The 21,436-nt window shown below is 68.4% G+C and carries 23 protein-coding genes and 1 pseudogene; 17 read left to right on the top strand and 7 right to left on the bottom strand.

The annotated features are described in order from the left end of the window. Positions 1 to 65 precede the first annotated feature (65 nt). The 4 genes from NNZ72_RS17005 to NNZ72_RS16990 form a co-directional block, all read right to left on the bottom strand. Complete coding sequence (locus tag NNZ72_RS17005) at positions 66 to 407, bottom strand: tRNA-binding protein (RefSeq protein WP_257316608.1); 342 nt, start codon at positions 405 to 407, stop codon at positions 66 to 68. A gap of 175 nt (positions 408 to 582) precedes the next feature. Continuing rightward, positions 583 to 1,401: a pyrroline-5-carboxylate reductase gene (gene proC, locus NNZ72_RS17000; RefSeq protein ID WP_257316607.1), complete on the bottom strand. Its 819-nt coding sequence runs from the start codon at positions 1,399 to 1,401 to the stop codon at positions 583 to 585. Between the two features lie 2 nt (positions 1,402 to 1,403). Beyond that, the gene (locus tag NNZ72_RS16995) at positions 1,404 to 1,904 is read right to left on the bottom strand and encodes a type III secretion system chaperone family protein (RefSeq protein WP_064330750.1); all 501 of its coding nucleotides are present in this window, start codon (positions 1,902 to 1,904) and stop codon (positions 1,404 to 1,406) included. A gap of 545 nt (positions 1,905 to 2,449) precedes the next feature. Next, complete coding sequence (locus NNZ72_RS16990) at positions 2,450 to 2,707, bottom strand: accessory factor UbiK family protein (protein ID WP_257316605.1); 258 nt, start codon at positions 2,705 to 2,707, stop codon at positions 2,450 to 2,452. A gap of 216 nt (positions 2,708 to 2,923) precedes the next feature. Here NNZ72_RS16990 and lgt point away from each other — a divergent pair, with 216 nt between their 5' ends. The 8 genes from lgt (at position 2,924) to NNZ72_RS16950 (ending at position 11,119) form a co-directional block, all read left to right on the top strand. Further along, complete coding sequence (lgt, locus tag NNZ72_RS16985; protein WP_371747776.1) at positions 2,924 to 3,727, top strand: prolipoprotein diacylglyceryl transferase; 804 nt, start codon at positions 2,924 to 2,926, stop codon at positions 3,725 to 3,727. 13 nt (positions 3,728 to 3,740) lie between these two features. Next, entirely contained in the window at positions 3,741 to 4,841 is a 1,101-nt protein-coding gene (locus tag NNZ72_RS16980) for a class I SAM-dependent methyltransferase (protein WP_257316603.1), read from the top strand. 190 nt (positions 4,842 to 5,031) lie between these two features. Continuing rightward, entirely contained in the window at positions 5,032 to 5,823 is a 792-nt protein-coding gene (gene pgeF / locus NNZ72_RS16975) for a peptidoglycan editing factor PgeF (protein WP_257316602.1), read from the top strand. A 28-nt stretch (positions 5,824 to 5,851) separates the two neighbouring features. Beyond that, positions 5,852 to 7,003, top strand: a complete 1,152-nt coding sequence (locus tag NNZ72_RS16970) for a M24 family metallopeptidase (RefSeq protein ID WP_257316601.1) — start codon at positions 5,852 to 5,854, stop codon at positions 7,001 to 7,003. A 91-nt stretch (positions 7,004 to 7,094) separates the two neighbouring features. Further along, entirely contained in the window at positions 7,095 to 7,832 is a 738-nt protein-coding gene (locus tag NNZ72_RS16965; protein WP_257316599.1) for a hypothetical protein, read from the top strand. A 136-nt stretch (positions 7,833 to 7,968) separates the two neighbouring features. Then, entirely contained in the window at positions 7,969 to 8,901 is a 933-nt protein-coding gene (locus NNZ72_RS16960; RefSeq protein WP_257316597.1) for a ribose-phosphate pyrophosphokinase, read from the top strand. A 64-nt stretch (positions 8,902 to 8,965) separates the two neighbouring features. After that, the gene (locus tag NNZ72_RS16955) at positions 8,966 to 9,694 is read left to right on the top strand and encodes a Kazal-type serine protease inhibitor domain-containing protein (protein ID WP_257316596.1); all 729 of its coding nucleotides are present in this window, start codon (positions 8,966 to 8,968) and stop codon (positions 9,692 to 9,694) included. Between the two features lie 240 nt (positions 9,695 to 9,934). Then, positions 9,935 to 11,119 carry a benzoate/H(+) symporter BenE family transporter gene (locus NNZ72_RS16950; protein ID WP_257316595.1) on the top strand — a complete coding sequence of 395 codons (1,185 nt, stop codon included), beginning with the start codon at positions 9,935 to 9,937 and terminating at the stop codon, positions 11,117 to 11,119. Between the two features lie 4 nt (positions 11,120 to 11,123). Here NNZ72_RS16950 and NNZ72_RS16945 read toward each other — a convergent pair whose 3' ends face one another. Further along, complete coding sequence (locus tag NNZ72_RS16945; RefSeq protein ID WP_257316594.1) at positions 11,124 to 12,575, bottom strand: hypothetical protein; 1,452 nt, start codon at positions 12,573 to 12,575, stop codon at positions 11,124 to 11,126. A 227-nt stretch (positions 12,576 to 12,802) separates the two neighbouring features. Here NNZ72_RS16945 and NNZ72_RS16940 point away from each other — a divergent pair, with 227 nt between their 5' ends. The 7 genes from NNZ72_RS16940 to NNZ72_RS16910 all read left to right on the top strand — a co-directional run bounded on the left by NNZ72_RS16940 (position 12,803) and on the right by NNZ72_RS16910 (position 19,874). Beyond that, positions 12,803 to 13,411: a 50S ribosomal protein L25/general stress protein Ctc gene (locus NNZ72_RS16940; RefSeq protein WP_257316593.1), complete on the top strand. Its 609-nt coding sequence runs from the start codon at positions 12,803 to 12,805 to the stop codon at positions 13,409 to 13,411. 234 nt (positions 13,412 to 13,645) lie between these two features. Next, positions 13,646 to 16,027, top strand: coding sequence for a putative bifunctional diguanylate cyclase/phosphodiesterase (locus tag NNZ72_RS16935; protein ID WP_306766351.1), 2,382 nt, complete (start codon positions 13,646 to 13,648; stop codon positions 16,025 to 16,027). A 42-nt stretch (positions 16,028 to 16,069) separates the two neighbouring features. Then, positions 16,070 to 16,822: a substrate-binding periplasmic protein gene (locus tag NNZ72_RS16930; protein WP_257316592.1), complete on the top strand. Its 753-nt coding sequence runs from the start codon at positions 16,070 to 16,072 to the stop codon at positions 16,820 to 16,822. Between the two features lie 73 nt (positions 16,823 to 16,895). After that, on the top strand, positions 16,896 to 17,600 hold the full coding sequence (gene pth, locus NNZ72_RS16925) for an aminoacyl-tRNA hydrolase (RefSeq protein WP_257316591.1): 705 nt from the start codon (positions 16,896 to 16,898) through the stop codon (positions 17,598 to 17,600). Between the two features lie 232 nt (positions 17,601 to 17,832). Then, positions 17,833 to 18,936 carry a redox-regulated ATPase YchF gene (gene ychF / locus NNZ72_RS16920; RefSeq protein ID WP_257316590.1) on the top strand — a complete coding sequence of 368 codons (1,104 nt, stop codon included), beginning with the start codon at positions 17,833 to 17,835 and terminating at the stop codon, positions 18,934 to 18,936. Positions 18,937 to 18,940: 4 nt separating this feature from the next. Further along, complete coding sequence (locus NNZ72_RS16915; RefSeq protein WP_257316589.1) at positions 18,941 to 19,420, top strand: MaoC family dehydratase; 480 nt, start codon at positions 18,941 to 18,943, stop codon at positions 19,418 to 19,420. Then, positions 19,407 to 19,874 (top strand): MaoC family dehydratase, encoded by a 468-nt coding sequence (locus NNZ72_RS16910; RefSeq protein WP_257316588.1) that lies wholly within the window; start codon positions 19,407 to 19,409, stop codon positions 19,872 to 19,874. Before NNZ72_RS16915 ends, NNZ72_RS16910 begins: the two co-directional genes overlap by 14 nt. Positions 19,875 to 19,880: 6 nt before the next feature. Here NNZ72_RS16910 and NNZ72_RS16905 read toward each other — a convergent pair whose 3' ends face one another. Further along, a complete protein-coding gene (locus NNZ72_RS16905) occupies positions 19,881 to 20,426 on the bottom strand; it encodes an adenine phosphoribosyltransferase (protein WP_306766350.1) in 546 nt (181 codons plus the stop codon). A gap of 163 nt (positions 20,427 to 20,589) precedes the next feature. On the opposite strand from NNZ72_RS16905, the gene NNZ72_RS16900 reads away from it, so the two are divergent. After that, entirely contained in the window at positions 20,590 to 20,943 is a 354-nt protein-coding gene (locus tag NNZ72_RS16900) for a hypothetical protein (RefSeq protein WP_257316587.1), read from the top strand. Continuing rightward, positions 20,918 to 21,265 (top strand): type II toxin-antitoxin system PemK/MazF family toxin, encoded by a 348-nt coding sequence (locus NNZ72_RS16895; protein ID WP_257316586.1) that lies wholly within the window; start codon positions 20,918 to 20,920, stop codon positions 21,263 to 21,265. The genes NNZ72_RS16900 and NNZ72_RS16895 overlap by 26 nt, the downstream gene beginning before the upstream one ends. An 80-nt stretch (positions 21,266 to 21,345) precedes the next feature. Here NNZ72_RS16895 and NNZ72_RS25590 read toward each other — a convergent pair. After that, positions 21,346 to 21,436 (bottom strand): annotated as a pseudogene (locus NNZ72_RS25590) (IS200/IS605 family transposase); the annotation flags it as partial.

Here is a 21,436-nt window from a genome sequence, read left to right as displayed (position 1 = left end):
ATATCCCCTCTCCCCTCGGGGAGAAGGTGCCGGCAGGCGGATGAGGGAGCGTGCCGGGCATGACGTCAGCAGAGCTTGTGCCCGTTCGGCACCGGGTGGTCGACGCCGGCGAGCACGATCGCGCCCTCGGCATCGGCGAAGCCGAGCGTCAGCACCTCCGAGCGCACCGGGCCGATCTGGCGCGGCGGGAAATTGACGACGGCGAGCACCTGCCGGCCGACGAGCCCCTCCGGCGTGTAGTGCACCGTGATCTGCGCGGAGGATTTCTTGAGCCCGATCTCCGGCCCGAAGTCGATCGTCAGCTTGTAGGCGGGCTTGCGCGCCTCCGGAAAGACGCTCGCCTGGACGACGGTGCCGATGCGGATGTCGACGCGCTCGAAATCGGCATAGGTGATGGTTTCGCTCATGGGATATCCTCGAAATGGTGCGCGATGGGCCCCTCATCCGGCCTGCCGGCCACCTTCTCCCCGCAAGCGGGGGGAAGGGATATGCCGCGCCGTTTTCCCAAACATTGTCCCTTCGCGGGGCAAGTTCCCTCTCCCCGCTTGCGGGGAGAGGGTTAGGGTGAGGGGCGAAGGGAACTCAGCCCGCCAGTTCCTCGGCCCGCTTGCGGGCGGCGGCGATGGCCTTGTCGAAGAGCGGCTGCATGCCGTCCTCCGCCATCAGCACCGTGAGCGCGGCGGCCGTGGTGCCGCCCGGCGAGGTGACGTTCTGGCGAAGCCGGCTGGCGTCATCGGGGGACTGGTGAAGCAGTTCACCAGCCCCCGAGACGGTTTCCCGTGCGAGACGCATGGCGAGGTCCGCCGGCAGGCCGAGCTTGCGACCTGCCTCCGCCATGCACTCGACGAGATAGAAGACATAGGCCGGGCCGCTGCCCGAGACCGCCGTGACGGCGTCGATGTCGGCCTCGCTCTCGACCCATTCGACCGGGCCGCTCACCTTGAGGAGCGCGGTCACGACATCGCGCTGCGCGTCGGAGACGCGCGCATTGGCGAAGGCGCCGGTGACGCCGCGGCCGACCATGGCCGGCGTGTTCGGCATGGCGCGCACCATGGCGGCCGCACCCAGATGGCTTTCGAGATTGGCGAGCGTCTTGCCGGCGGCGACCGAGACGACCACCGTCTCCGGCCCGACGAGGCCCGCAAGCGGCGGCAGCACCTGGTCGATCACCTGCGGCTTGACCGCGACGAAGAGCACGCCCGCCTTGAGGTCCGCCGGCGCCGAGGTCTCGTGCCGCACGCCGTTCTCGGCAATCAGCTTGGCCATGGCCGGCGCCGGGCCGGGATCGACGACGAGGACGGAGGAACCGGCGATGCCGCTCTTCAGCCAGCCGGACAGCATGGCGCCGCCCATGTTGCCGGCACCGACGAGGACGATGGGACCGGAAGCAGCCACCGCCACGATCACGCCTCCCCGACGGTCTCGAACAGCACGGCGTCCACCGCCGACTGCGCGTCCATGCCGGACCAGACGACGAACTGGAACGCCTGGAAATAGGCCTCGCAGGCCTCGAGCGCGCTCGACAGCAGCACCTCGACCTGCCGGTTGGTGGGCTCGGCCCCGCCGGCGAGCAGCAGCGACTGGCGGAAGATCACCACGTCCTCGCGCCGCCACAGGTCGAAATGGCCCATCAGCACCTGGCCGTTGACATGCGAGAGCAGGCAATGGACCTCGTTGACGCGGCTTTCCGGCACCTTGATGTCGAAGGCGCAGGCCAGATGCAGCGCCTCGAACTCCTCCATCCAGGAAAAGGAGACGTGGTAGTCCGTCCACTTGCCCTCGACCGTCATCGCGATCTCGTCCTCGCCCGACCGCTCGAAGGTCCAGTCGTTGTTGGCCGCGACGAACTCGATCATGTCGACCGGGTTGGACTGACGCCCGATATCCAATTCCATGAGGCTCATGCATCACCTTCTCGACCGGCGGGCATGCGAAATCGCGCTCACACGCGACGCGGCAAACCCGTACTCCGGATACAACACTGAATGATTGCTCGGCACTACACGCAGTCTGGGCGACCTACCCTGCCCGAACCTTGCGGCGTCCGTCTCGAATCATCATTTAAAATCAGTGTATAACGGCGGAGTCGCGACGCCAGCCCCCGTCCCTGCATTTTCTCTGCCAGGTTGTGGAAAGCGCCTGCGAAAATGATTCAGGCGCATGGCTTAAGGGACTCTGCGAAAAGGGCTTTTCGCAAGTGTCCACAGGGGTGAAAATTTTATTAAAAAAATCGGTTGGCGCACCGGGAATCGCGTGGCGCGAGTCCGAGCCGGAAGAAGGAGCCTTGCGCATGAAATGGGGCGAGTACCTTTTGCCTCTTCTCCCCGGCGGGGAGAAGGTCGCGGCAGCGGGATGAGGGGGACGCCGAAGGCGGGACGCGGCGGGCTCGCCCCCTCATCCGGCCCTGCGGGCCACCTTCCCCCCGGCGGGGACAAGGGGAAACGGGAACTCAATCCTTGGCGGCGAGCCGGGCTTCCAGCGCCTCGATGCGCCGGGCGAGCGCGTCGTTCTCGTCGCGTGCCTTCACGGCCATCTCGCGCACCGCCTCGAACTCCTCGCGCTTGACCAGATCCATGCTGTTGAAGAGCCGCTCCGCCTGGGCGCGGAAGACGGTTTCCGCCTCGCGGCGAACGCCCTGCGCGGCGCCGGCCGCATCGGTCATCAGCTTGGCGAGGTCGTCGAGGATGCGGTTCGCACCGGTGGTCATGGCGTGCCCTCCTGGGGATCGGGGTTCCTGTGCGCCTGAGGTAGGGTCTCGGCCGGCCGCTTGCAAGCGGATTCCGGTGGATCGTGCGGTTCGCCGGGCGCAAAGCCCGCGCCTTTCGCCCATCTCCGCCTTGACCGTGCCACGCGGCGCATCCATGGTCCGCCCGAAAACCGGAAGACACGCCCCTTGACCAGCATCGCCAGCCTCTTCGCCCTCATGCCCTACCCGGAGATCGATCCGGTCGCCTTCTCGATCGGTCCCGTCGCCGTCCACTGGTACGGCATCGCTTATGTGGCGGGCATCATGCTCGGCTGGCTCTATGCGCGCCGGCTGATCGAGACGCCGCGGCTTTGGGCGGGCGAGCCGCCGATGACGCGGGCGCAGCTCGACGACTTCCTCGTCTGGGCCGCCGTCGGCATCATCCTCGGCGGAAGGCTCGGCTACATCCTCTTCTACGACTTCGCCAATGTCGCGGCCGATCCGCTGCGCGCCGTCCAGGTCTGGAAGGGCGGCATGTCCTTCCACGGCGGCTTCGCCGGCACGGCGATCGCCATGATCCTGTTTGCCCGCCGCAACGCCATCCCGCTCTGGAGCCTGTTCGACATCGTCTCCGCCGTCGTGCCGATCGGCCTGTTCTTCGGCCGCCTCGCCAACTTCGTCAACGGCGAGCTGTGGGGGCGCCTCTCCGACGCGCCCTGGGCCGTGGTCTTCCCGGAGGCCGGACCCTTTGCCCGCCATCCGAGCCAGCTCTACGAGGCGGGGCTGGAGGGCATCCTCCTTCTCGCCGTCATCGTCGTCGCCGTCTACCGTCTCGGCGCGCTGAAGCGTCCCGGCCTCGTCACCGGCCTCTTCGTCGCGGGCTACGCGCTCTCGCGCATCACGGTCGAGTTCTTCCGCGAGCCGGACCCGCAGCTCGGCTATCTGGCCTTCGGCTGGCTGACCATGGGCATGGTCCTCTCGCTGCCGATGCTGGCGCTGGGCCTCTGGGCCGTCGCCCGCGCCCGCCGGGCCGCCGCCTGAGACGAGGCCCGCCATGTCCACGCCCCTTGCCCGCAAGATCAAGGCCCTGATCCGCGCCAGCGGCCCGATCAGCGTGACCGACTATTTCGCCCTCTGCCTCGCCGATCCGGAATACGGCTACTACCGCACCCGCGATCCCTTCGGCCGCGCCGGCGACTTCGTCACCGCGCCGGAGGTGAGCCAGCTCTTCGGCGAGATGCTCGGCGTCTTCCTCGTCCATGCCTGGCAGAAGCACGGCGGCCCCGCGGGCGTGCGCATCGCCGAGATCGGCCCCGGCCGCGGCACGATGATGGCCGACATGCTGCGCGTCGTCGCCCGGCTCGCCCCCGGGCTCTACGAGGACGCGACCGTCCACCTCGTCGAGACGAGCCCGAAGCTGCGAGAGATCCAGCGCGAGACGCTCGGCACGCATGCGCCCCGCGTCTCCTGGCACGACGGCTTCGAGGACCTGCCGGACGGCTTCGTGCTGCTCGCCGCCAACGAGCTCTTCGACGCGATTCCGATCCGCCAGTTCGTCAAGACGCCCTCCGGCTTCCGCGAGCGCATGGTCGGCCTCGACGCCGAGGGGGAGCTGACCTTCGCCGCCGGCGTCGCCGGCATCGACCCGGCGCTCCTGCCGGAGAACCACCGCACCGTTGCGAACGGCACGATCTTCGAGATCGCGCCGGCCCGCGAGGCGGTGATGACGGCGATCGGCGAAAGGCTCGCCCGTTCCGGCGGCACCGCGCTCGTCATCGACTACGGCCATTTCGTCACCGGCTTCGGCGACACGCTGCAGGCGGTGCTGAAGCACCGCTTCGACCCGCCGCTCGCCCATCCCGGCGAGGCGGACCTGACGAGCCATGTCGACTTCGCGCGGCTTGCGGCCACCGCCGCCGCGGCCGGCCTTTCCGTGCACGGCATGCTGCACCAGGGCGATTTCCTCGCCGGGCTCGGCATCGGCGAGCGTGCCTCCGCGCTCGGCCGCAACCGCGACGAGGCGACGCAGCGCGCGATCCTCGCCGATGTCGACCGGCTGGCCGGCTCGGGAGCCGGGAAAATGGGCGATCTCTTCAAGGTGCTCGCCGTCGGAAGCAGCCCGCTCGCACTCTTCCCCTTCCGCCAGCCCGATTGACACCGCCGCCAAGGAACGCCAACATCCGGGCCGATTTGCCCCGTCCGAAAGCCTTCCGGACGGCCCCGTCCAGAGCGGTTCCAGCAAGCGCGCGAAGCGGTCTTGCGTGCGGAATTGCGTGAAAACAAACAGAGAGAGCGTTCTCGCAATCCGCAAGGAACGCGAGGGGCTCCGATCCAGCCGAGACACGATGAAGGACGACGCGCTCCCCCTGCCCCTCGAAAGCCCGCTCCTCGAGCGCCACGCCGCGGGCGTCGTCCGCCACGGCTTCTTCACCCGCGCAGGCGGGGTTTCCGACGGCATCTGGCGCGGCCTCAACGTCGGGCTCGGCTCGCACGACGCGCGCGAGAAGGTGCTCGAGAACCGCGCCCGCGTCTGCCGCTGGTTCCGCGTTCCCCCGGACCGGCTCGCGACCGTCCACCAGGTCCATTCGCCGGACGTCGTCACCGTCGACGACGGGTATGACGGCACACGGCCCGCCGCCGACGCGCTGGTGACGGCGACGCCCGGCCTCGTCCTCGGGGTGCTGACGGCCGATTGCGGCCCGATCCTCTTCTGCGACCCGGAGGCCCGCGTCGTCGGCGCGGCGCATGCCGGCTGGAAGGGCGCGCTGGCGGGCGTGCTGGAAAACACCATAGCCGCGATGGAACGGCTCGGCGCCAGGCGCGACCGTATCCTCGCGAGCCTCGGCCCGTCGATCGGCCGGCAGAACTACGAAGTCGGCCCGGAATTCGTCGACCGCTTCCTTGCCGCCGATGCCGGCCATGCCCGCTTCTTCACGCCGTCGCAGAAACCCGGCCACGCGCTGTTCGACCTGCCGGGCCTGACGACCGAGCGGCTCGGCAGGGCCGGCGTGACGGCGGAGAACCTCGACATCTGCACCTATCCCGACGAGGAACGCTTCTTCTCCTACCGGCGCACCACCCACCGGCAGGAACCGGACTACGGACGCCAGATATCGGCGATCATGGTAAGGGCGTGACGCCCGCAGACGAGGGAGGACGGCAAGGATGGCCCTTCATTTCGACGCCGAGGAATACACCAACCGGCTGCAGCGGCTGACGGCGCGCATGCGCGAGGAGAAGCTGGACGCGATGCTGCTCTTCGCCCAGGAGAGCATGTACTGGCTCACCGGCTACGACACGTTCGGCTACTGCTTCTTCCAGACGCTGGTGGTGAAGGCCGACGGCGACATGGTGCTGCTGACGCGCTCGGCCGACCTGCGCCAGGCCCGCAACACCTCGACCATCGAGAAGGTCGAGATCTGGATCGACCGGGTCAACGCCGACCCGACGATGGACCTCAAGAACCTCCTGTCCGACCTCGACCTGCTCGGCTGCCGCATCGGCGTCGAATACGATACGCACGGGCTCACCGGCCGCAACGCCCGCCTTCTCGACAACCAGCTGCAGAGCTTCGGCGACCTCGTCGACGCCTCCACGCTCGTCGGCCGCCTGCGGCTGATCAAGAGCCCGGCCGAGATCGCCTATGTCGAGCAGGCCGCCGCCCTCGCCGACAAGGCGCTCGACGCCGCCCGCCCGCTGATCGCGCCGGGCGCCGACGAGGCGGAGATCCTCGCCGCCATGCAGGGCGCGATCCTGTCGGCCGGCGGCGACTATCCGGCGAACGGCTTCGTCATCGGCTCGGGCGACGACGCGCTGCTCTGCCGCTACAAGTCCGGCCGGCGGCGGCTTGCGGCCAACGACCAGCTCACCCTCGAATGGGCGGGCGTGGTGGCCCACTACCATGCCGCGATGATGCGCACCGTCGTCATCGGCGAGCCGACCAACCGCCACCGCGAGCTCTACAGCGCCTGCCGCGAGACGATCCAGGCGATCGAGATGGTGCTGCGCCCCGGCAACACCTTCGGCACCGTCTTCGACACGCATGCGCGCATCATGGACGAGCGCGGCCTCGCCCGGCACCGGCTGAACGCCTGCGGCTATTCGCTCGGCGCCCGCTTCGCCCCCTCCTGGATGGAGCAGCAGATGTTCCATGTCGGCAACCCGCAGGAGATCGAGCCGAACATGACGCTCTTCGTGCACATGGTCATCATGGATTCCGACACCGGCACTGCCATGACGCTCGGCCAGACCTATCTGACGACGACCGACACGCCGAAGCCGCTCTCGCGCTACGGGCTGGATTTCATCGACCTCTGACGGCTGCGGTTGACAGGCCCCGCCCGCGCCTCCCATAAATCTGTCCGGGGAACGGAGCCGCGGGCACGCTCCGGCAAGACGGACGACGAAGATGCAAGAGCTTTCGAAGCGGCTGGCACTGATCGGCCTCATCGCGATCCTTTCGGGCTGCAACACCACCGATGCGCTGACGCCGCAGGTCGATGTCGGCGGCGGCTTCTCCTCGCCGCCCGTCACCCAGAACGACCTGGACGGCATGACGGCCGAGAGCGCCCCCGCCGCGACGACCACGCAGCAGACCGCCTTCGCCTCCGACGGCGGCGCGTCCTCCGCCAACACGCTGCAGGCGCAGGCCGACGCGCTCGCCCGCAACGCCGGCACGCGGCAGCAGGCCGAGGCCCGCGAGACGGCGGCCCGCTCGCCCACCGCCGAGACGGCGGGCGGGACGGAGACCGCCGCGCTTGCCCCCGCCGGGGCGACGTCCGGCGAGACGATCCGCTTCCTGCCGATCATCGGCGCGCCGGTGCAGGCGGTGACCCCGCTCTCCAAGCGCCTCGGCGCCGAGGCGCGCGCGGGCGGCCTGACGATCAGGAGCGCCGCGGACGGCTCGGCCCGCTACATCCTGAAGGGCTATTTCTCGGCGATGAACGACGGCGGCAAGACAACCGTCGTCTATGTCTGGGACGTGCTCGACGGCTCCGGCGCGCGGCTTCACCGCATCCAGGGGCAGGAAAGCGTGCGCGGCACGGCGGCCGATCCCTGGACGGCGGTGCCCGCCGGCACGATGGAGGACATCGCCGCCAAGACCATCCGCCAGTATCTCGACTGGCGCGGCACGGCGCGCGGCTGATGCCCGGGCGAACGCCACGAAACGAACTCGTAACGAAATGCGGGGGAATCCGCTTTTCCCGTCCGCCAAGGCCCTTGCATTCGCTGAGCTTGCCGCTTAAACGCGGCCCATCAGCATAATCACGGGCGGACCATAGATGAAGGTTTTCGCGGGCAATTCGAACCGGCTCCTCGCCGAAGCGATCTGCAATTATCTGAATGTTCCGCTCGGCCGCGCCACGGTTCGGCGCTTCGCAGACCAGGAAATCTTCGTCGAGATCCAGGAGAACGTGCGCGGCGAGGACGTCTTCGTCGTCCAGTCGACCTCGTTCCCGACGAACGACCACCTGATGGAGCTCCTGATCATGATCGATGCGATCCGCCGCTCCTCGGCGCGCCGCATCACCGCCGTGATCCCCTATTTCGGCTATGCCCGCCAGGACCGCAAGCCGGGCCCGCGCACGCCGATCTCCGCCAAGCTCGTCGCCAACCTCATCACCCAGGCCGGCGCCAACCGCGTGCTCACTCTCGACCTGCATGCCGGCCAGATCCAGGGCTTCTTCGACATCCCGACCGACAACCTCTACGCCGTGCCGATCCTCGCCCGCGACGTGAAGGAGAACTACAACCTCGAGAACGTCATGGTCGTCTCGCCGGACGTCGGCGGCGTGGTGCGCGCCCGCGCGCTCGCGAAAAGGCTCGACTGTCTGCTTGCCATCGTCGACAAGCGTCGCGACCGGCCGGGCGAATCCGAGGTGATGAACGTCATCGGCGAGGTCTCCGGCAAGGACTGCCTGCTGATCGACGACATCGTCGATTCGGGCGGCACGCTCTGCAACGCCGCCGAGGCGCTGCTGAAGAACGGCGCCACCAGCGTCACGGCCTACATCACCCACGGCGTGCTCTCCGGCGGCGCGGTGGCGCGCGTCACCTCCTCCAAGCTCAAGGAGCTGGTGATCACCGACACGATCCAGCCGACCACGGCCGTCCAGTCGGCGCACAACATCCGCGTCATCTCGACCGCCAACCTGCTCGGCGAGGCCATCAACCGCACGAGCGCCGAAGAGTCCGTTTCCAGCCTCTTCGACTGAGCGGGTTTCCACTCCCGGCCGAATATCCTAGCGTCGTCGAACGATTCGCGAGGAGAATAGCCACATGCCGATCCTGTCGACCCTCTTCCGCCCGAGGGCGGGACGCATCGTCGTCGCCCTTGCCGGGCTGGTGCTCGCCGCCTGCTCCGTCGACGTCGCCGACCCGAATGCCGGCGGCGGCTTCCGCCCGAGCCCGGGCCGCGCCTGCACGGCGGAATACCGCCCGGTCTGCGCCGCGCGCGGCGGCGACAGCCAGACCTTCGCCAATGCCTGCGAGGCGCAGGCGAGCGGCTTCCGCGTCCTCGGCCCCGGCGAATGCCGCCACGGCCGGCCGGAGCCGCGGCCGGACGAGAGCCGCGCCTGCACGCGGGAATACGCGCCGGTCTGCGCCGCGCGCGGCCGCGAGCGCCAGACCTTCGCCAACGCCTGCGAGGCGCGCGCGAGCGGCTACGACATCCTCGGCCGCGGCGAATGCCAGGTCGTGCCCGCGGACCGCAACCGCAACGATCGCGGCGAATGGCGCGAGGGCGACCGCGAGCGCGACGGCAGGGACAGGGATCGCGCGGACCGCAATGACCGGAGCCGCGGCGACCGGGACCGCGACGGCCGCGACCGGAACGACAGGGGCCGCGACGACCGCGCCGGCCTGCCGCGCGACCAGCGCGTCTGCACGAGCGAATACAAGCCGGTCTGCGGCCAGCAGGGCCGCGACCGCCGCACGTTCGGCAATGCCTGCGCGGCGGAGGTCGCCGGCTTCCGCGTGGTCCGGCCCGGCGAGTGCCCGGCACGCTGACGGTTGACGCGGCCGCATGGGGGCGTCAGCCCCTCGTCAGGCCTGCCGGCCACCTTCTCCCCGTAGACGGGGAGAAGGAAACATGCCGCACCGGCTTCCTAAGCCCCTCTCCGCGCCTGCAGGGAGAGGGTTGGGGCGAGGGATAAAAACACGGACGCGGCCGCCTGCCATCCGACGGTTCCCAAGCGGCGCGCGGCCTGCTACCAGTCACGCGTTCCATCCAGATGCAGCGAACCCGCCATGCTTCGTGATTTCTCCGTCCAGGCACTCTTCATGGGCCTGCTCACCGCCTTCGTCGGCTTCGCGAGCTCCTTCGCCGTGGTGCTGCACGGCCTTGCCGGCGTCGGCGCGACGGAGGCCCAGGCCGCGTCGGGCCTGATGGCGCTCTCGGTCTCCATGGGCGTCTGCGCCATCGTGCTCAGCCTGCGCACGCGCCTTCCCGTCTCCATCGCCTGGTCGACGCCGGGCGCGGCGCTGCTGGCGAGCGGCGGGACGGTCGAGGGCGGCTTTCCGGCGGCCGTCGGCGGGTTCCTCGTCTGCGCCGCGCTGATCGTCCTCGCCGGCCTGTGGAAGCCGCTCGGCCGCATGGTCGCCGCCATCCCGGCGACGCTCGCCAACGCCATGCTGGCCGGCGTGCTGATCGGCCTCTGCTTCGCGCCGGTGAAGGCGATCGCCTTCGATCCGCTGCTCGGCCTGCCGATCGTCGTCGCCTGGGCCGTGGTCGGCAGCCTCAACCGGCTCTACGCGGTGCCGGCGGCACTTGCCGCCTTCGTCGCCGTCCTCGCCTTCGGCATCGACATCCCGGACGGCGCCTTCGCCGGCCTTGCGGAAAGGCTGCTGCCGCAGCCGGAGGCGGTGGCGCCGGTCTTCAACATCGCCGGCCTCGTCGGCATCGCGCTGCCGCTCTTCATCGTCACCATGGCCTCGCAGAACATTCCCGGCATCGCCGTGCTGAAGGTCAACGACTACCGGCCGAACCCCGGCCCGCTCTTCGCCGTCACCGGCCTGTTCTCGCTGCTCTCGGCGCCGTTCGGCGGCCATGCCGTCAACCTCGCCGCCATCACCGCGGCGATGTGCGCGGGCTCCGACGCCCATCCGGACCCCGCCCGGCGCTACTGGGCGGCGGTCAATGCCGGCATGTTCTACGTGATCTTCGGCCTTGCCGCCGGCGCCGTCACCGCCTTCGTCTCGCTCGCCCCGCCGATCCTCATCCAGGCGGTGGCGGGGCTTGCGCTCGTCAGCGCCTTCGCCGGCTCCGCGCTCAACGCCTTCCGCGAGCCGGAAAACCGCGAGGCCGCCGCCATCACCTTCCTCGTCACCGCCTCCGGCGTCTCCTTCGCCGGCATTTCCGGCGCCTTCTGGGGGCTGGTGGCCGGCGGCCTGATGACGGCGCTCGCCCGCTACGCGCCGCGGCGCCGCGCCTGACGGCTCATTGCGGCTGGAACGGCAGCGGCCGGCCGTTGATCAGCACCTTGCCGTCCTCGCCGACGGCGATGTCCCAGCTCTGCGTGCCGTTGCCGAGGTCCTTCGCGAAGCCCTTGACCATCAGCAGCATGAAGGCCGCCTGGCCGAACTGCGGCACGGCGGCGGCGTTCTGCTGCAGATAGGCGACCGTCTTGTCGAAGTCGCGCGCGGTGATCGTCACGTCGGCGCTGTGGCCGTCCTTCTTTCCGGGCTGCACGCGCATCCGCCCGGTGAGGCGCACGTCGTAGATCGCGGACACGGCGGAGACGTCCTCGAAGGCGACGTTCATCGTCCCGGTCGGCAGCACGATGCGGCCCGCCTCCCGGCTCTCCTCGTCCGTCAGCGGCCGCGAGAAGTCGGTCCTGTCGAGCAGGTAGGTCATGGCGCCGGCGAGGTCGAGATCGGTGACGGCGGCGCGGAAGGTCGCCCGCTCCGGCACCACGCCCTCGAAGGCCGCCGGCAGCAGGCCCGCCGGCGGGCGCGGCCCGTCGATGTCGAAGCCGAAGCCGACGCGCGTCGCATGCGCGATGCCGTTCATGGCGATGTCGTAGCGCACCGACCGGGCGCCGAAGGTGCCCTGCGCCGTGCCGACCGTGACGTTGGAGGCGGTGATCGTCTCGGTGAGGTTGTCGAAGACCGGCAGCGCGGCGCGCAGCAGCGCCTTGAACCGCGCCGCCTCCGCCGGTTCGAGCGTCTTCTTCTGCATGTTGTCGAGCACGAAGAAGACGAGGTCCCGGAACACCTGGTAGCGCGCGCCGTCGAGACCGACATCGACGTCGACGACGTCGGCGGAGATCTCGACGCGCCCCTGCTCTCCGCCCGTCACCGTCTCGGTGAAGGCCTTGAGGACGCCGGTGCCGGAAATGTCGAGGAGCCCCGCCCCCGTCGTCTCGGCGGCGACGCGCATCGCGCTCTCGCCGAAACGTGCCTCGACCGACTGCTGCGGCGAGCGGCTTTCGAAGGCGAGGCCCTTCGCCGTCCAGTCGGCCGCGCGGAAATAGAGAATCTCCGGGTCGTAGATGCCGTCGAGCTTCATCGCCTCGACGAGGTAGGAGAAGCTGCCCTTGCCGGCGCCGGCGCCGAACGAGCCCTTGAGATCGAGATCGGTCGCCGCCTCGACACGATAGGTCCCGTCCTGCGCCGGACGCAGATAGGCCGTCACCGGCTTCAGCCCCTCGACCGCGAGCCCGCCGGCCCGCGCCTTCGCGGCGAGCACGGCCGGATCGACGCGCAGCTCGTAGAAGGTCGTCGCCGCCTGCACGGTGAGCAGGCCGGCGCGGGCGAGCTCCGGCGGCAGGTAGCGGGTGAGGCTGCGCTCGATCTCGCCCGCCGTCCGTTGCGAAACCTCGGCGGCCGGCGCGGCGCCGGCCGAAAGGGCGGCAAGCGCCGCTAGGGTGAGCGGGATCGTCCGTCGCATGTCCTTCTCCCTCGTGCGAACGCGTCCGCTCCACAATCCGGCCGCGGCCCGCCCCTGTCAATGCGGGCGCGGGCCTTGCATTTCCGGCGGTTCTCGTTTATCGGACCCACGTCCGCGCAGACACCCTTGGAGGCAACGCGGATGAGGCTTTCACGAAATCCTCACGTTTCGGACGGTCGGGACCACCCGCCCGCGCGAAGCGCTCCAGCAACATGAAAGGTAATGCCATGAGCAACGCAACCTACGAGCTCAAGGCCGAGACGCGCGAACGGGTTGGTAAGGGGTCCTCCCGTGAACTTCGCCGCAACGGCCTTATTCCCGCAGTCATCTACGGCGACAAGCAGCCCCCGCTCGCGATCGCCGTCTCGACGAAGGACGTCACGCTGCGCATCCATGCCGGCGGCTTCAAGACGACCGTCGCCACGATCGACGTCAACGGCGAGAAGATCCGGGTCCTGCCGAAGGACTACCAGCTCGATCCCGTCCGCGACTTCACGATGCATGTCGACTTCCTGCGCGTTTCCGGCGACACCCACGTCGTCGTCGAAGTGCCGGTCCACTTCGTCAACGAAGACAAGGCCCCGGGCATCAAGGCCGGCGGCGTCCTCAACATCGTGCGCCATGCGGTCGAGCTGCACGCGCTCGCCGACAACATCCCGGACTCCATCACCGTCGACCTCACCGGCCTCAAGGTCGGCGACGGCGTGCACATCTCGAACGTCACGCTGCCGAAGGGCACGAGCCCGGTCATCACCGACCGCGACTTCACCATCGCCACGATCGCGGCTCCGGCCGGCGGCGTGAAGAAGGACGAGGAAGAAGCCTCGGAAGAATAAGTCTTCCGCAAGGCCCGCCGATGCGAAGTCCCGCTTCCCGCGAAGCGGGACTTTTTGTTTGCGCGACGTCCGGGCCACGGAGACACCCCTGCGGGATGCTTGAATTCTCAGCGTTTTTCTGGTCCGCCGCTTCAACAACATTTAAGGTTTTCATGGAACGCTAGACCAGGGTTTTCGAAGGCGAGCCGGAAGAGGGGTACGAATGGGCTGGCTTGGCGCAGCGGAACTGCCGGCATGAGAATGCATTCGGTGGAAAGTCGCTTCATCGCGATCGTCATCGGCGCGCTGCTGATCTTCGTCGCGCCGCTCTTCGCCCTGTTTCTCATCGTCTCCTCCGACCGGGTCGCCCGCGAGCGGGAGCAGCACACGCAGGTGCTCGTCGAAACGAACGTGCAGGCGCTCGCCAAGCCCCTGTGGGACTTCGACCGGGAAAGCATCGGCCAGGTCGCCGCCACGCTCCAGGCTGATCCCGCCATCGCCTATGTGCGCGTGCGCGACACGGCCAACCTCATCGACGTGCGCAAGCCCGAGCTGGCCCCGGCTTTCCCGAATGCGCGCTCGATGACGACCGACATCCTCTACCATGCCGCCGACGGCATCAAGAAGGTCGGCACGGCGGAGATCTGGATCGAGAAGGAGGGCATTCTCGCACGCTTCAGCCGCGACGAGCTGACGATCTTCGCGATCTTCCTCTTCGCCGTCGGCACGATGTTCACCGCCGCCATCATCGGCAACCGCATCACCGTCATCCGCCCGCTGATGCGGCTGACGGCGGCGATCGAGGCGACCCGCCGGCTTGGCTCGCGCCACCATGTCGACTGGACCTCGAACGACGAGATGGGCGCGCTCGCCCACAACTTCAACGAGATGCAGAGCAAGCTCGAGCGCGAGGAGAACGAGCTGAAGCTGGCGCATGCGCGCGCAACCGACATCTACAACCTGACGCCGGCCATGCTCTTCTCGATCGACGCGCAGAACCGCATCACGGCCGTCAGCGACTACTGGCTGACGGCGACGGGCTACCGCCGCCGGGACGTGATCGGCCGCGACTTCACCGCCTTCGTCGATCCCGAATGGCGCGACGTCTATCGCGACCGCCACGCCACCAGCCGGTCGGAAGGCGGCATCTGCGAGGTGACGGTGTGCTTCCGCCGCGCCGATGGCAGCGTGATGGACGTGCTGATCCTGGAGACCGGCATCGCCGAGAGCGACGATCGCCAGGCGCTGTCGCTCTCCGTGATGACCGACGTCACCGACCTCAAGGAGGCCGAGACCCGCAATCACCGCCAGGCGATCACCGACCACCTCACCGGCCTCATCAACCGCCAGGGCTTCGAGGCGGTGCTGGACGACATGATCGGCAGGGCCGACCAGCACGGCCACCAGCTCGCCTGCCTCTTCGTCGACCTCGACCGCTTCAAGTGGATCAACGACAACCTCGGCCACGCCGCCGGCGACGACGTGCTGTGCGAGGTCGCCACGAGGCTGCGGCGGCAGCTGCGCGCCGACGACATGATCGCCCGGCTCGGCGGCGACGAGTTCGCGATCCTGCTGAGCGCCCCGAACGCGCGCCAGCTCGCCACCGACGTCAGCGCACGGCTCGCCGCCAGCCTGCGCCCGCCGATCCTCTCGCAGGGCTGCGAGCTCAACGTCAGCGCCAGCATCGGCATCGCCGTCTACCCAGACCATGCCGCGACCGCCGCCGACCTGCTGCAGAAGTCGGACATGGCGATGTATTCGCGCAAGAGGAGCGGCAAGAACGGCGTCCGCTTCTTCGACGCGGACATGCTCGACATCGCCCGCAAGCGCCTGGAGACGGAGCAGTTCATCGACCAGGGCCTGCGCGAGGACTGGTTCGAGGCCCATCTCCAGCCGATCGTCGCCCTTTCCGACGGGCGCGTGGCGGGCTTCGAGGCGCTGATGCGGCTCCACCACCCGCAGCGCGGCATCCTGCCGCCCGGCGAGATCGTCGGCATCGCCGAGGAGAACGGCTCGATCACCCGCATCGGCGATGTCATCCTGTCGAAGTCGATCGCCAATCTCGCCGCGATCTCGGCGATCGCCGGCTTCGGGGAGACCTATCTCGCCGTCAACTTCTCGCCGCTGCAGTTCGAGCCGGCGCTGCCCGCCCGGCTCGCGAGCCTGCTGATGGAGAACGACGTCACGCCCCCGCGCATCGTCATCGAGATCACCGAGGCCGTGCTGATGCTCGACAATCCGGCGGTGCGGGAGGTGCTCGACGCGCTGTCCGCGCTCGGCTGCCGCATCGCGCTCGACGACTTCGGCACCGGCTACTCGTCGCTGAGCTATCTCAACCGCTTCCCCGTGGATATCGTCAAGATCGACCAGTCCTTCACCCGCTCGCTGTCGACGAGCGAGAAGGCGCTGCGCGACAAGAGCCGCATGCTGGTCGAGGGCATCCGCACGATCTCGCACCAGATGGGCTGCACGGTCGTCGCCGAGGGCATCGAGACCGACGAGCAGTGGGAGATCCTGCGCGCCATGGACATCGAGTTCGGCCAGGGCTACCTTTTCAGCAGGCCGCTGCCGCTTCCGGCGCTGGTCGACAGGCTCGCGGAGTTCGTGCCGGAAGAAAGGGCTGCCGTTGCGTCCTAGTCGGTGGCAGGTGTTCTTGCGGAAACGAAGGAGGACGGGGCGATGAAGAGACTGCTTCCGGCGCTTGGCCTCCTGCTTGCCGCGCTGTCTCCCGCCCGGGCCGAGACCGTCCATTTCGTCACCGAGGAATATCCGCCCTTCAACTTCACGAAGGACGGCGCGATCACGGGCATCTCCATCGATCAGGTCCATGCCATCGCCAAGGGCGCCGGCGTCGACTACACGATCGAGATCATGCCCTGGGCGCGCGCCTTCGCGCTCGCCGAGCACCAGCCGATGCACTGCGCCTTCACGGCGACCCATACCGAGGAGCGCCACGACCGCTTCCGCTGGGTCGAGCCGCTCGTGCAGGACGTGATGGTTCTGGTGAAGCGCAGGGACGGCGGCATCGACGCGCATACGCTGGAGGAGGCGGTGAAGCTCAGGATCGGCGCGCAGCGCGACGACTTCGCCATCGGCCTGCTTGCCGCCAGGGGCTTCCGCGACATCGACCTCGCCGCCGATATCGACATCACGCTCGGCAAGCTGTTGAGCGGCCGCATCGACCTGATGCCGACCTCCCTGAAGACCTTTGAGAGCATGATCGCGGCCGGCCATCCGGTGGAGAAGGCGATGGTCATGGACGGGCAGACCTATGGGCTCGCCTGCAACAGGGCGATGCCGGAGGCGATCCACGCCCGCCTGCAGGCCGAGCTCGACAAGCTCATCCTCGAAGGCGGGCAGGACCGCATCTTCGCCGCCTACGGTCTCGCCAATCCCCGCACCGCCGCCAACGAGGCGAAGACCAGGAAGTGACCGCCCGCGGTTGACTTCCGCGCCGTTTTTCGGTGGTGAAGACGCAGACGGAAACTTCGGGCAGACAAAGACCATGCTGATTATCGCCGGCCTCGGCAATCCGGGCGCGAAATACGCGGGCAACCGCCACAATATCGGCTTCATGGCGGTGGACGCGATCCACCGCAAGAACCCCTTCTCGCCCTGGTCGCGGAAATTCAAGGGCGAGATCTCCGAGGGCGAGCTTGCCGGAGAGAAGGTGCTGCTCGTCAAGCCGCAGACCTTCATGAACCTGTCCGGCGAGTCGGTCGGCGAGGCGATGCGCTTCTACAAGCTGCCGCCGAAGGACGTCGTCGCGATCTACGACGAGCTGGATCTCGCGCCCGGCAAGGCGCGCATCAAGGTGGGCGGCGGCCACGGCGGCCACAACGGCATCAAGTCGCTCGACGCCCATTGCGGCAAGGACTACCGGCGCCTGAGGCTCGGTATCGGCCACCCGGGCGACAAGGAGCGCGTGACCGGCCACGTGCTCGGCGATTTCGCCAAGGCCGACCACGCCTGGCTCGATCCGCTGCTGGACGAGCTCGCGCTCAACGCCGCCATGCTGGTGCGCGGCGAGGATTCGCAGCTCATGAACAAGCTGGCGCTCGCCACCGGCGCCAAGCCCGACGCGCCGGAGAAGAAGCCCGCCCAGTCGCACATCCGCCCCGCCCGCAACCACGCCCAGCCCAAGGCCCTGCCCACGACGGGACCGATGGCGGACATGCTGAAGAAGCTGCTGGGCAAGCGGGAGGATTGAGGCGACGGCGCTGCCCCTCACCCTAACCCTCTCCCCGCAAGCGGGGCGAGGGGACCAGCCCCGCGGAACGACGACGGTTCAGGAAACGATGCGGCATATCCCTTCTCCCCGCCTGCGGGGAGAAGGTGGCGGCAGCCGGATGAGGGGCATCGGCGTCGCGCCACCCCTTGACCATCGCGCCCCCTTCCCCCATAGCGGGGGCAAATTCTCACGACGGACGGACCATTCTCCCATGGGCTTCAAATGCGGTATCGTCGGACTGCCGAACGTCGGCAAGTCGACCCTCTTCAACGCGCTGACCAAGACGGCGGCGGCGCAGGCTGCCAACTATCCCTTCTGCACCATCGAGCCGAACACCGGCGAGGTGGCCGTGCCCGATCCGCGCATGAAGACGCTCGCCGAGATCGCCGGCTCGAAGGAGATCATCCCGACCCGCATCTCCTTCGTCGACATCGCCGGCCTGGTGCGCGGCGCCTCGAAGGGCGAGGGTCTCGGCAACCAGTTCCTCGCCAATATCCGCGAGGTCGACGCGGTCGTGCACGTGCTGCGCTGCTTCGAGGACACCGACATCACCCATGTCGAGGGCCGCATCGACCCCGTCGCCGACGCCGAGACGATCGAGACCGAGCTGATGCTCGCCGACCTCGACAGCCTGGAGCGCCGCGTCGAGCAGACGCGCAAGCGCGCGACCGGCAAGGACAAGGAGTCGATGGCCCAGCTTCCGGTGATGGAAGCCGCGCTCGCCCTCCTGCGCGAGGGCAAGCCGGTGCGCACGCTGCTGGCCACCCTCGCCCCGGACGAGATCCACATCCTGCAGGGCCTCAACCTGCTCACCGCCCACCCGGTGCTCTACGTCTGCAACGTCGCCGAGGCCGATGCCGCGACCGGCAATGCCCATACGCGCGCCGTCGAGGAGATGGCGAAGGCGCAGGGCGCGGAGGCAGTCGTCATCTCCGCGGCGATCGAGGCCGAGGTCGCCCAGCTTCCCGAGGAGGAGGCCGCCGAGTTCCTCTCCGCCCTCGGCCTCTCGGAAGCCGGCCTCGACCGGCTGATCCGCGCCGGCTACAAGCTGCTCCACCTCATCACCTATTTCACCGTCGGCCCGAAGGAGACGCGCGCCTGGACGATCGAGCGCGGCACCAAGGCCCCGCAGGCCGCCGGCGTCATCCACTCCGATTTCGAGCGCGGCTTCATCCGCGCGCATACCATCGCCTATGACGACTACGTCGCCTACAAGGGCGAGGTCGGCGCCAAGGAGGCTGGCAAGGCGCGCGACGAAGGCAAGGAATACGTCGTGCAGGACGGCGACGTCATCCACTTCCGTTTCAACACCTGACGTCATGACGGACGCGCTGCTGACCTTCGAGGATTTTTCGCCCGGCCGCCGTTTCGACTTCGCACGGCGGACGCTGACGGCGGACGAGATCGTCGCCTTCGCGCGGGAATTCGATCCGCAGCCGATGCATCTCGACGAGCAAGCCGGCCGCGCCAGCATCCTCGGCGGGCTCGCCGCCTCCGGCTGGCACACCAGCGCGGTGATGATGCGCATGCTCTACGAGGCCTATATCCGCCGCGCGGCCTCGGAAGGCTCGCCCGGTGTCGACCTCATGGAATGGAAGCGGGCGGTGCTGGCCGGCGACACGCTCTCCGGCCATTGCAGCGTGCTGGAGGCGCGCGTCTCGCGCTCGCGGCCGGAGATCGGCATCGTCCGGTTCCGCGCCGAGGTGACGAACCAGCGCGGCGAGCTGGTCGCCGTCTGCGAATTTGCCAACATGATGCGCCGCCGGACGGCGGAAGGAGCCGGCCATGCGCATGGCTGAGCTCTATCCCGTCGGGCAGGCGGTCGAGATCGGCAGCCTCGTCTTCGCGGCGGAGGACATCGTCCGCTTCGCCGCCGACTTCGACCCGCAGCCGTTCCACCTCGACGCCGCGGCAGCCAGACGGTCGCTCTTCGGCGGCCTCTGCGCGTCGGGCTGGCATTCGAGCGCCGGCTGGATGAAATGCTTCGTGCCGTTCTGGGCGGGCGAATGCCGCCGGCTTGCCGCCGAGGGGATCGATCCGCCGAAGCTCGGCCCCTCCCCCGGCTTCACCGGCCTGCGCTGGCTGAAGCCGGTCTTCGCCGGCGACACGATCACCTACTCGGTGACGCTCCTGGCGTCGCGGCCGCTCGCCTCGCGCCCCGGCCGGCTGATCAACACGATCCTCTGCGCCGGCGCCAACCAGCACGGCGAGCCCGTCATCCGCTTCGAGAGCACGGTGCTGGAGTTCGCCTGACCCCGCTCAGTGCCCCGCGAAGGCGACGAGCGTGCGCACCTCGACGCCGAGCGCTTCCAGCCGGCGGCGGCCGCCGAGCTCCGGCAGGTCGATGACGAAGCAGGCGGCGACGATATCCGCGCCCATCTGGCGCAGCAGCTTCACCGCCGCCTCCGCCGTGCCGCCGGTGGCGATCAGGTCGTCGACGAGGATCACCTTCTCGCCCGGGCGGATCGCGTCCTTGTGCATCTCCATCTCGTCCACGCCGTATTCCAGGCTGTAGGCGATGCGCACCGTCTCGTGCGGCAGCTTGCCCTTCTTGCGGATCGGCACGAAGCCGGTCGAAAGCTGATGCGCCATGGCCCCGCCGAGGATGAAGCCGCGCGCCTCGATCCCCGCCACCTTGGCCACGCCGATGCCGGCATAGGGATGCACCAGCTCGTCCACCGCGCGGCGGAAGGCCCGCGGATTGCCGAGCAGGGTGGTGATGTCGCGGAAGACGATGCCCGGCTTCGGATAGTCCGGGATGTTGCGGATGGCGGCGACGAGTTCGGATTCGAGAGAGGAAATCATGATGCTCGTTCTGCTGGTTGGAATCGGCCGACATTGAACGGTGAAGCCGTCCTTGTCTACGTTCAGCACTGGGCCGAAGACGTTTTCGGCCGGGGTGGACACGGGGAACAAGCCATGTTTAGATACCCCCCATAGACCCCCATACAAAGAAAAGAAGTCCCTCATGGTCCCCCAGGTACGAATTTCCGATGTCGCCATCTGGTTCAATCACATCGAAAGCCCGGAACTGCAGGCCCGGCTCCGCAAGTTGCGCGACGGCGAATATATAAATTTGGAAGCGGACGGTGTCGTTGGCCGTTGGATACGGATGAACACCGGCAAGGACGGGCGCCCCACGGAGGCAATCCGGCCCGATGGCAGCATGAAGGACGTCTGGCGTCAGTGGTACAAGACTCGGCGGGGGGAAAAAATCCAGTTGCGTGAGGCGAGGCTTGCCGACGATTACCTGAAGAATATCGCGCCGCTCTTCCCGGAGTGGGAAAGCGATGAGGATGAAGAGGCGTTCCGTGATCTGTGAACGCTACGAGACGATCGTCGTCCCCTTCCCTTTCGCAGACATTCCAGTCCTAAAACGTCGCCCGGCGGTCGTCGTCTCCGGCCCGGCGTTCAATGAAAGGAACGGGTCGAGCGTGGTCGCTATGATCACGACCGCCAAGGCATCCGCCTGGCCGAGCGACGTCGCGCTGACGGACCTCGCGTCCGCCAACCTGCCGAAGAGCTGCGTCGTCCGCTGGCGCCTCGCCAGCATTCCGAATACGCTCATCCTGCGCAAGCTGGGCAGTCTCGGCCCGCTGGACCGGCTCGCCTGCGAACGCGAGTTCGCAAATATGCTCGTTTGACGAAGACAAGCCATGCCCTCCACCAGAGGTGGAGGTTTGAAACGCTGCGCTTGAACCGCTAGAAGCGGTTTTGCTATAAGTTAGTAGCTACGATTAAAGAGGTCGGCGAAGTCGGAAGCTTTGTCGGCCTTTTCCTGATTACGGATATAACGTCTGACGACCTGCTGATCA

The organism is Shinella pollutisoli, from assembly GCF_024609765.1.
Taxonomy (GTDB): Bacteria; Pseudomonadota; Alphaproteobacteria; order Rhizobiales; family Rhizobiaceae; genus Shinella; species Shinella pollutisoli.
This window is presented reverse-complemented; position numbering and strand designations above follow the sequence as displayed.

Excerpts from the sequence above, each read along its gene's own strand:
- pgeF (WP_257316602.1), top strand. The coding sequence starts at position 5,032 with ATGAAGGACGACGCGCTCCCCCTGCCCCTCGAAAGCCCGCTCCTCGAG.
- NNZ72_RS16970 (WP_257316601.1), top strand. The coding sequence starts at position 5,852 with ATGGCCCTTCATTTCGACGCCGAGGAATACACCAACCGGCTGCAGCGG.
- NNZ72_RS17005 (WP_257316608.1), bottom strand. The coding sequence starts at position 407 with ATGAGCGAAACCATCACCTATGCCGATTTCGAGCGCGTCGACATCCGC.
- NNZ72_RS16910 (WP_257316588.1), top strand. The coding sequence starts at position 19,407 with ATGCGCATGGCTGAGCTCTATCCCGTCGGGCAGGCGGTCGAGATCGGC.
- NNZ72_RS16980 (WP_257316603.1), top strand. The coding sequence starts at position 3,741 with ATGTCCACGCCCCTTGCCCGCAAGATCAAGGCCCTGATCCGCGCCAGC.
- NNZ72_RS16895 (WP_257316586.1), top strand. The coding sequence starts at position 20,918 with ATGAAGAGGCGTTCCGTGATCTGTGAACGCTACGAGACGATCGTCGTC.
- NNZ72_RS16940 (WP_257316593.1), top strand. The coding sequence starts at position 12,803 with ATGAGCAACGCAACCTACGAGCTCAAGGCCGAGACGCGCGAACGGGTT.
- ychF (WP_257316590.1), top strand. The coding sequence starts at position 17,833 with ATGGGCTTCAAATGCGGTATCGTCGGACTGCCGAACGTCGGCAAGTCG.
- NNZ72_RS16990 (WP_257316605.1), bottom strand. The coding sequence starts at position 2,707 with ATGACCACCGGTGCGAACCGCATCCTCGACGACCTCGCCAAGCTGATG.
- NNZ72_RS16995 (WP_064330750.1), bottom strand. The coding sequence starts at position 1,904 with ATGAGCCTCATGGAATTGGATATCGGGCGTCAGTCCAACCCGGTCGAC.
- NNZ72_RS16930 (WP_257316592.1), top strand. The coding sequence starts at position 16,070 with ATGAAGAGACTGCTTCCGGCGCTTGGCCTCCTGCTTGCCGCGCTGTCT.
- NNZ72_RS16965 (WP_257316599.1), top strand. The coding sequence starts at position 7,095 with ATGCAAGAGCTTTCGAAGCGGCTGGCACTGATCGGCCTCATCGCGATC.
- NNZ72_RS16935 (WP_306766351.1), top strand. The coding sequence starts at position 13,646 with ATGAGAATGCATTCGGTGGAAAGTCGCTTCATCGCGATCGTCATCGGC.
- NNZ72_RS16950 (WP_257316595.1), top strand. The coding sequence starts at position 9,935 with ATGCTTCGTGATTTCTCCGTCCAGGCACTCTTCATGGGCCTGCTCACC.
- lgt (WP_371747776.1), top strand. The coding sequence starts at position 2,924 with ATGCCCTACCCGGAGATCGATCCGGTCGCCTTCTCGATCGGTCCCGTC.
- NNZ72_RS16900 (WP_257316587.1), top strand. The coding sequence starts at position 20,590 with ATGGTCCCCCAGGTACGAATTTCCGATGTCGCCATCTGGTTCAATCAC.
- NNZ72_RS16945 (WP_257316594.1), bottom strand. The coding sequence starts at position 12,575 with ATGCGACGGACGATCCCGCTCACCCTAGCGGCGCTTGCCGCCCTTTCG.
- pth (WP_257316591.1), top strand. The coding sequence starts at position 16,896 with ATGCTGATTATCGCCGGCCTCGGCAATCCGGGCGCGAAATACGCGGGC.
- NNZ72_RS16905 (WP_306766350.1), bottom strand. The coding sequence starts at position 20,426 with ATGATTTCCTCTCTCGAATCCGAACTCGTCGCCGCCATCCGCAACATC.
- NNZ72_RS16915 (WP_257316589.1), top strand. The coding sequence starts at position 18,941 with ATGACGGACGCGCTGCTGACCTTCGAGGATTTTTCGCCCGGCCGCCGT.
- NNZ72_RS16955 (WP_257316596.1), top strand. The coding sequence starts at position 8,966 with ATGCCGATCCTGTCGACCCTCTTCCGCCCGAGGGCGGGACGCATCGTC.
- NNZ72_RS16960 (WP_257316597.1), top strand. The coding sequence starts at position 7,969 with ATGAAGGTTTTCGCGGGCAATTCGAACCGGCTCCTCGCCGAAGCGATC.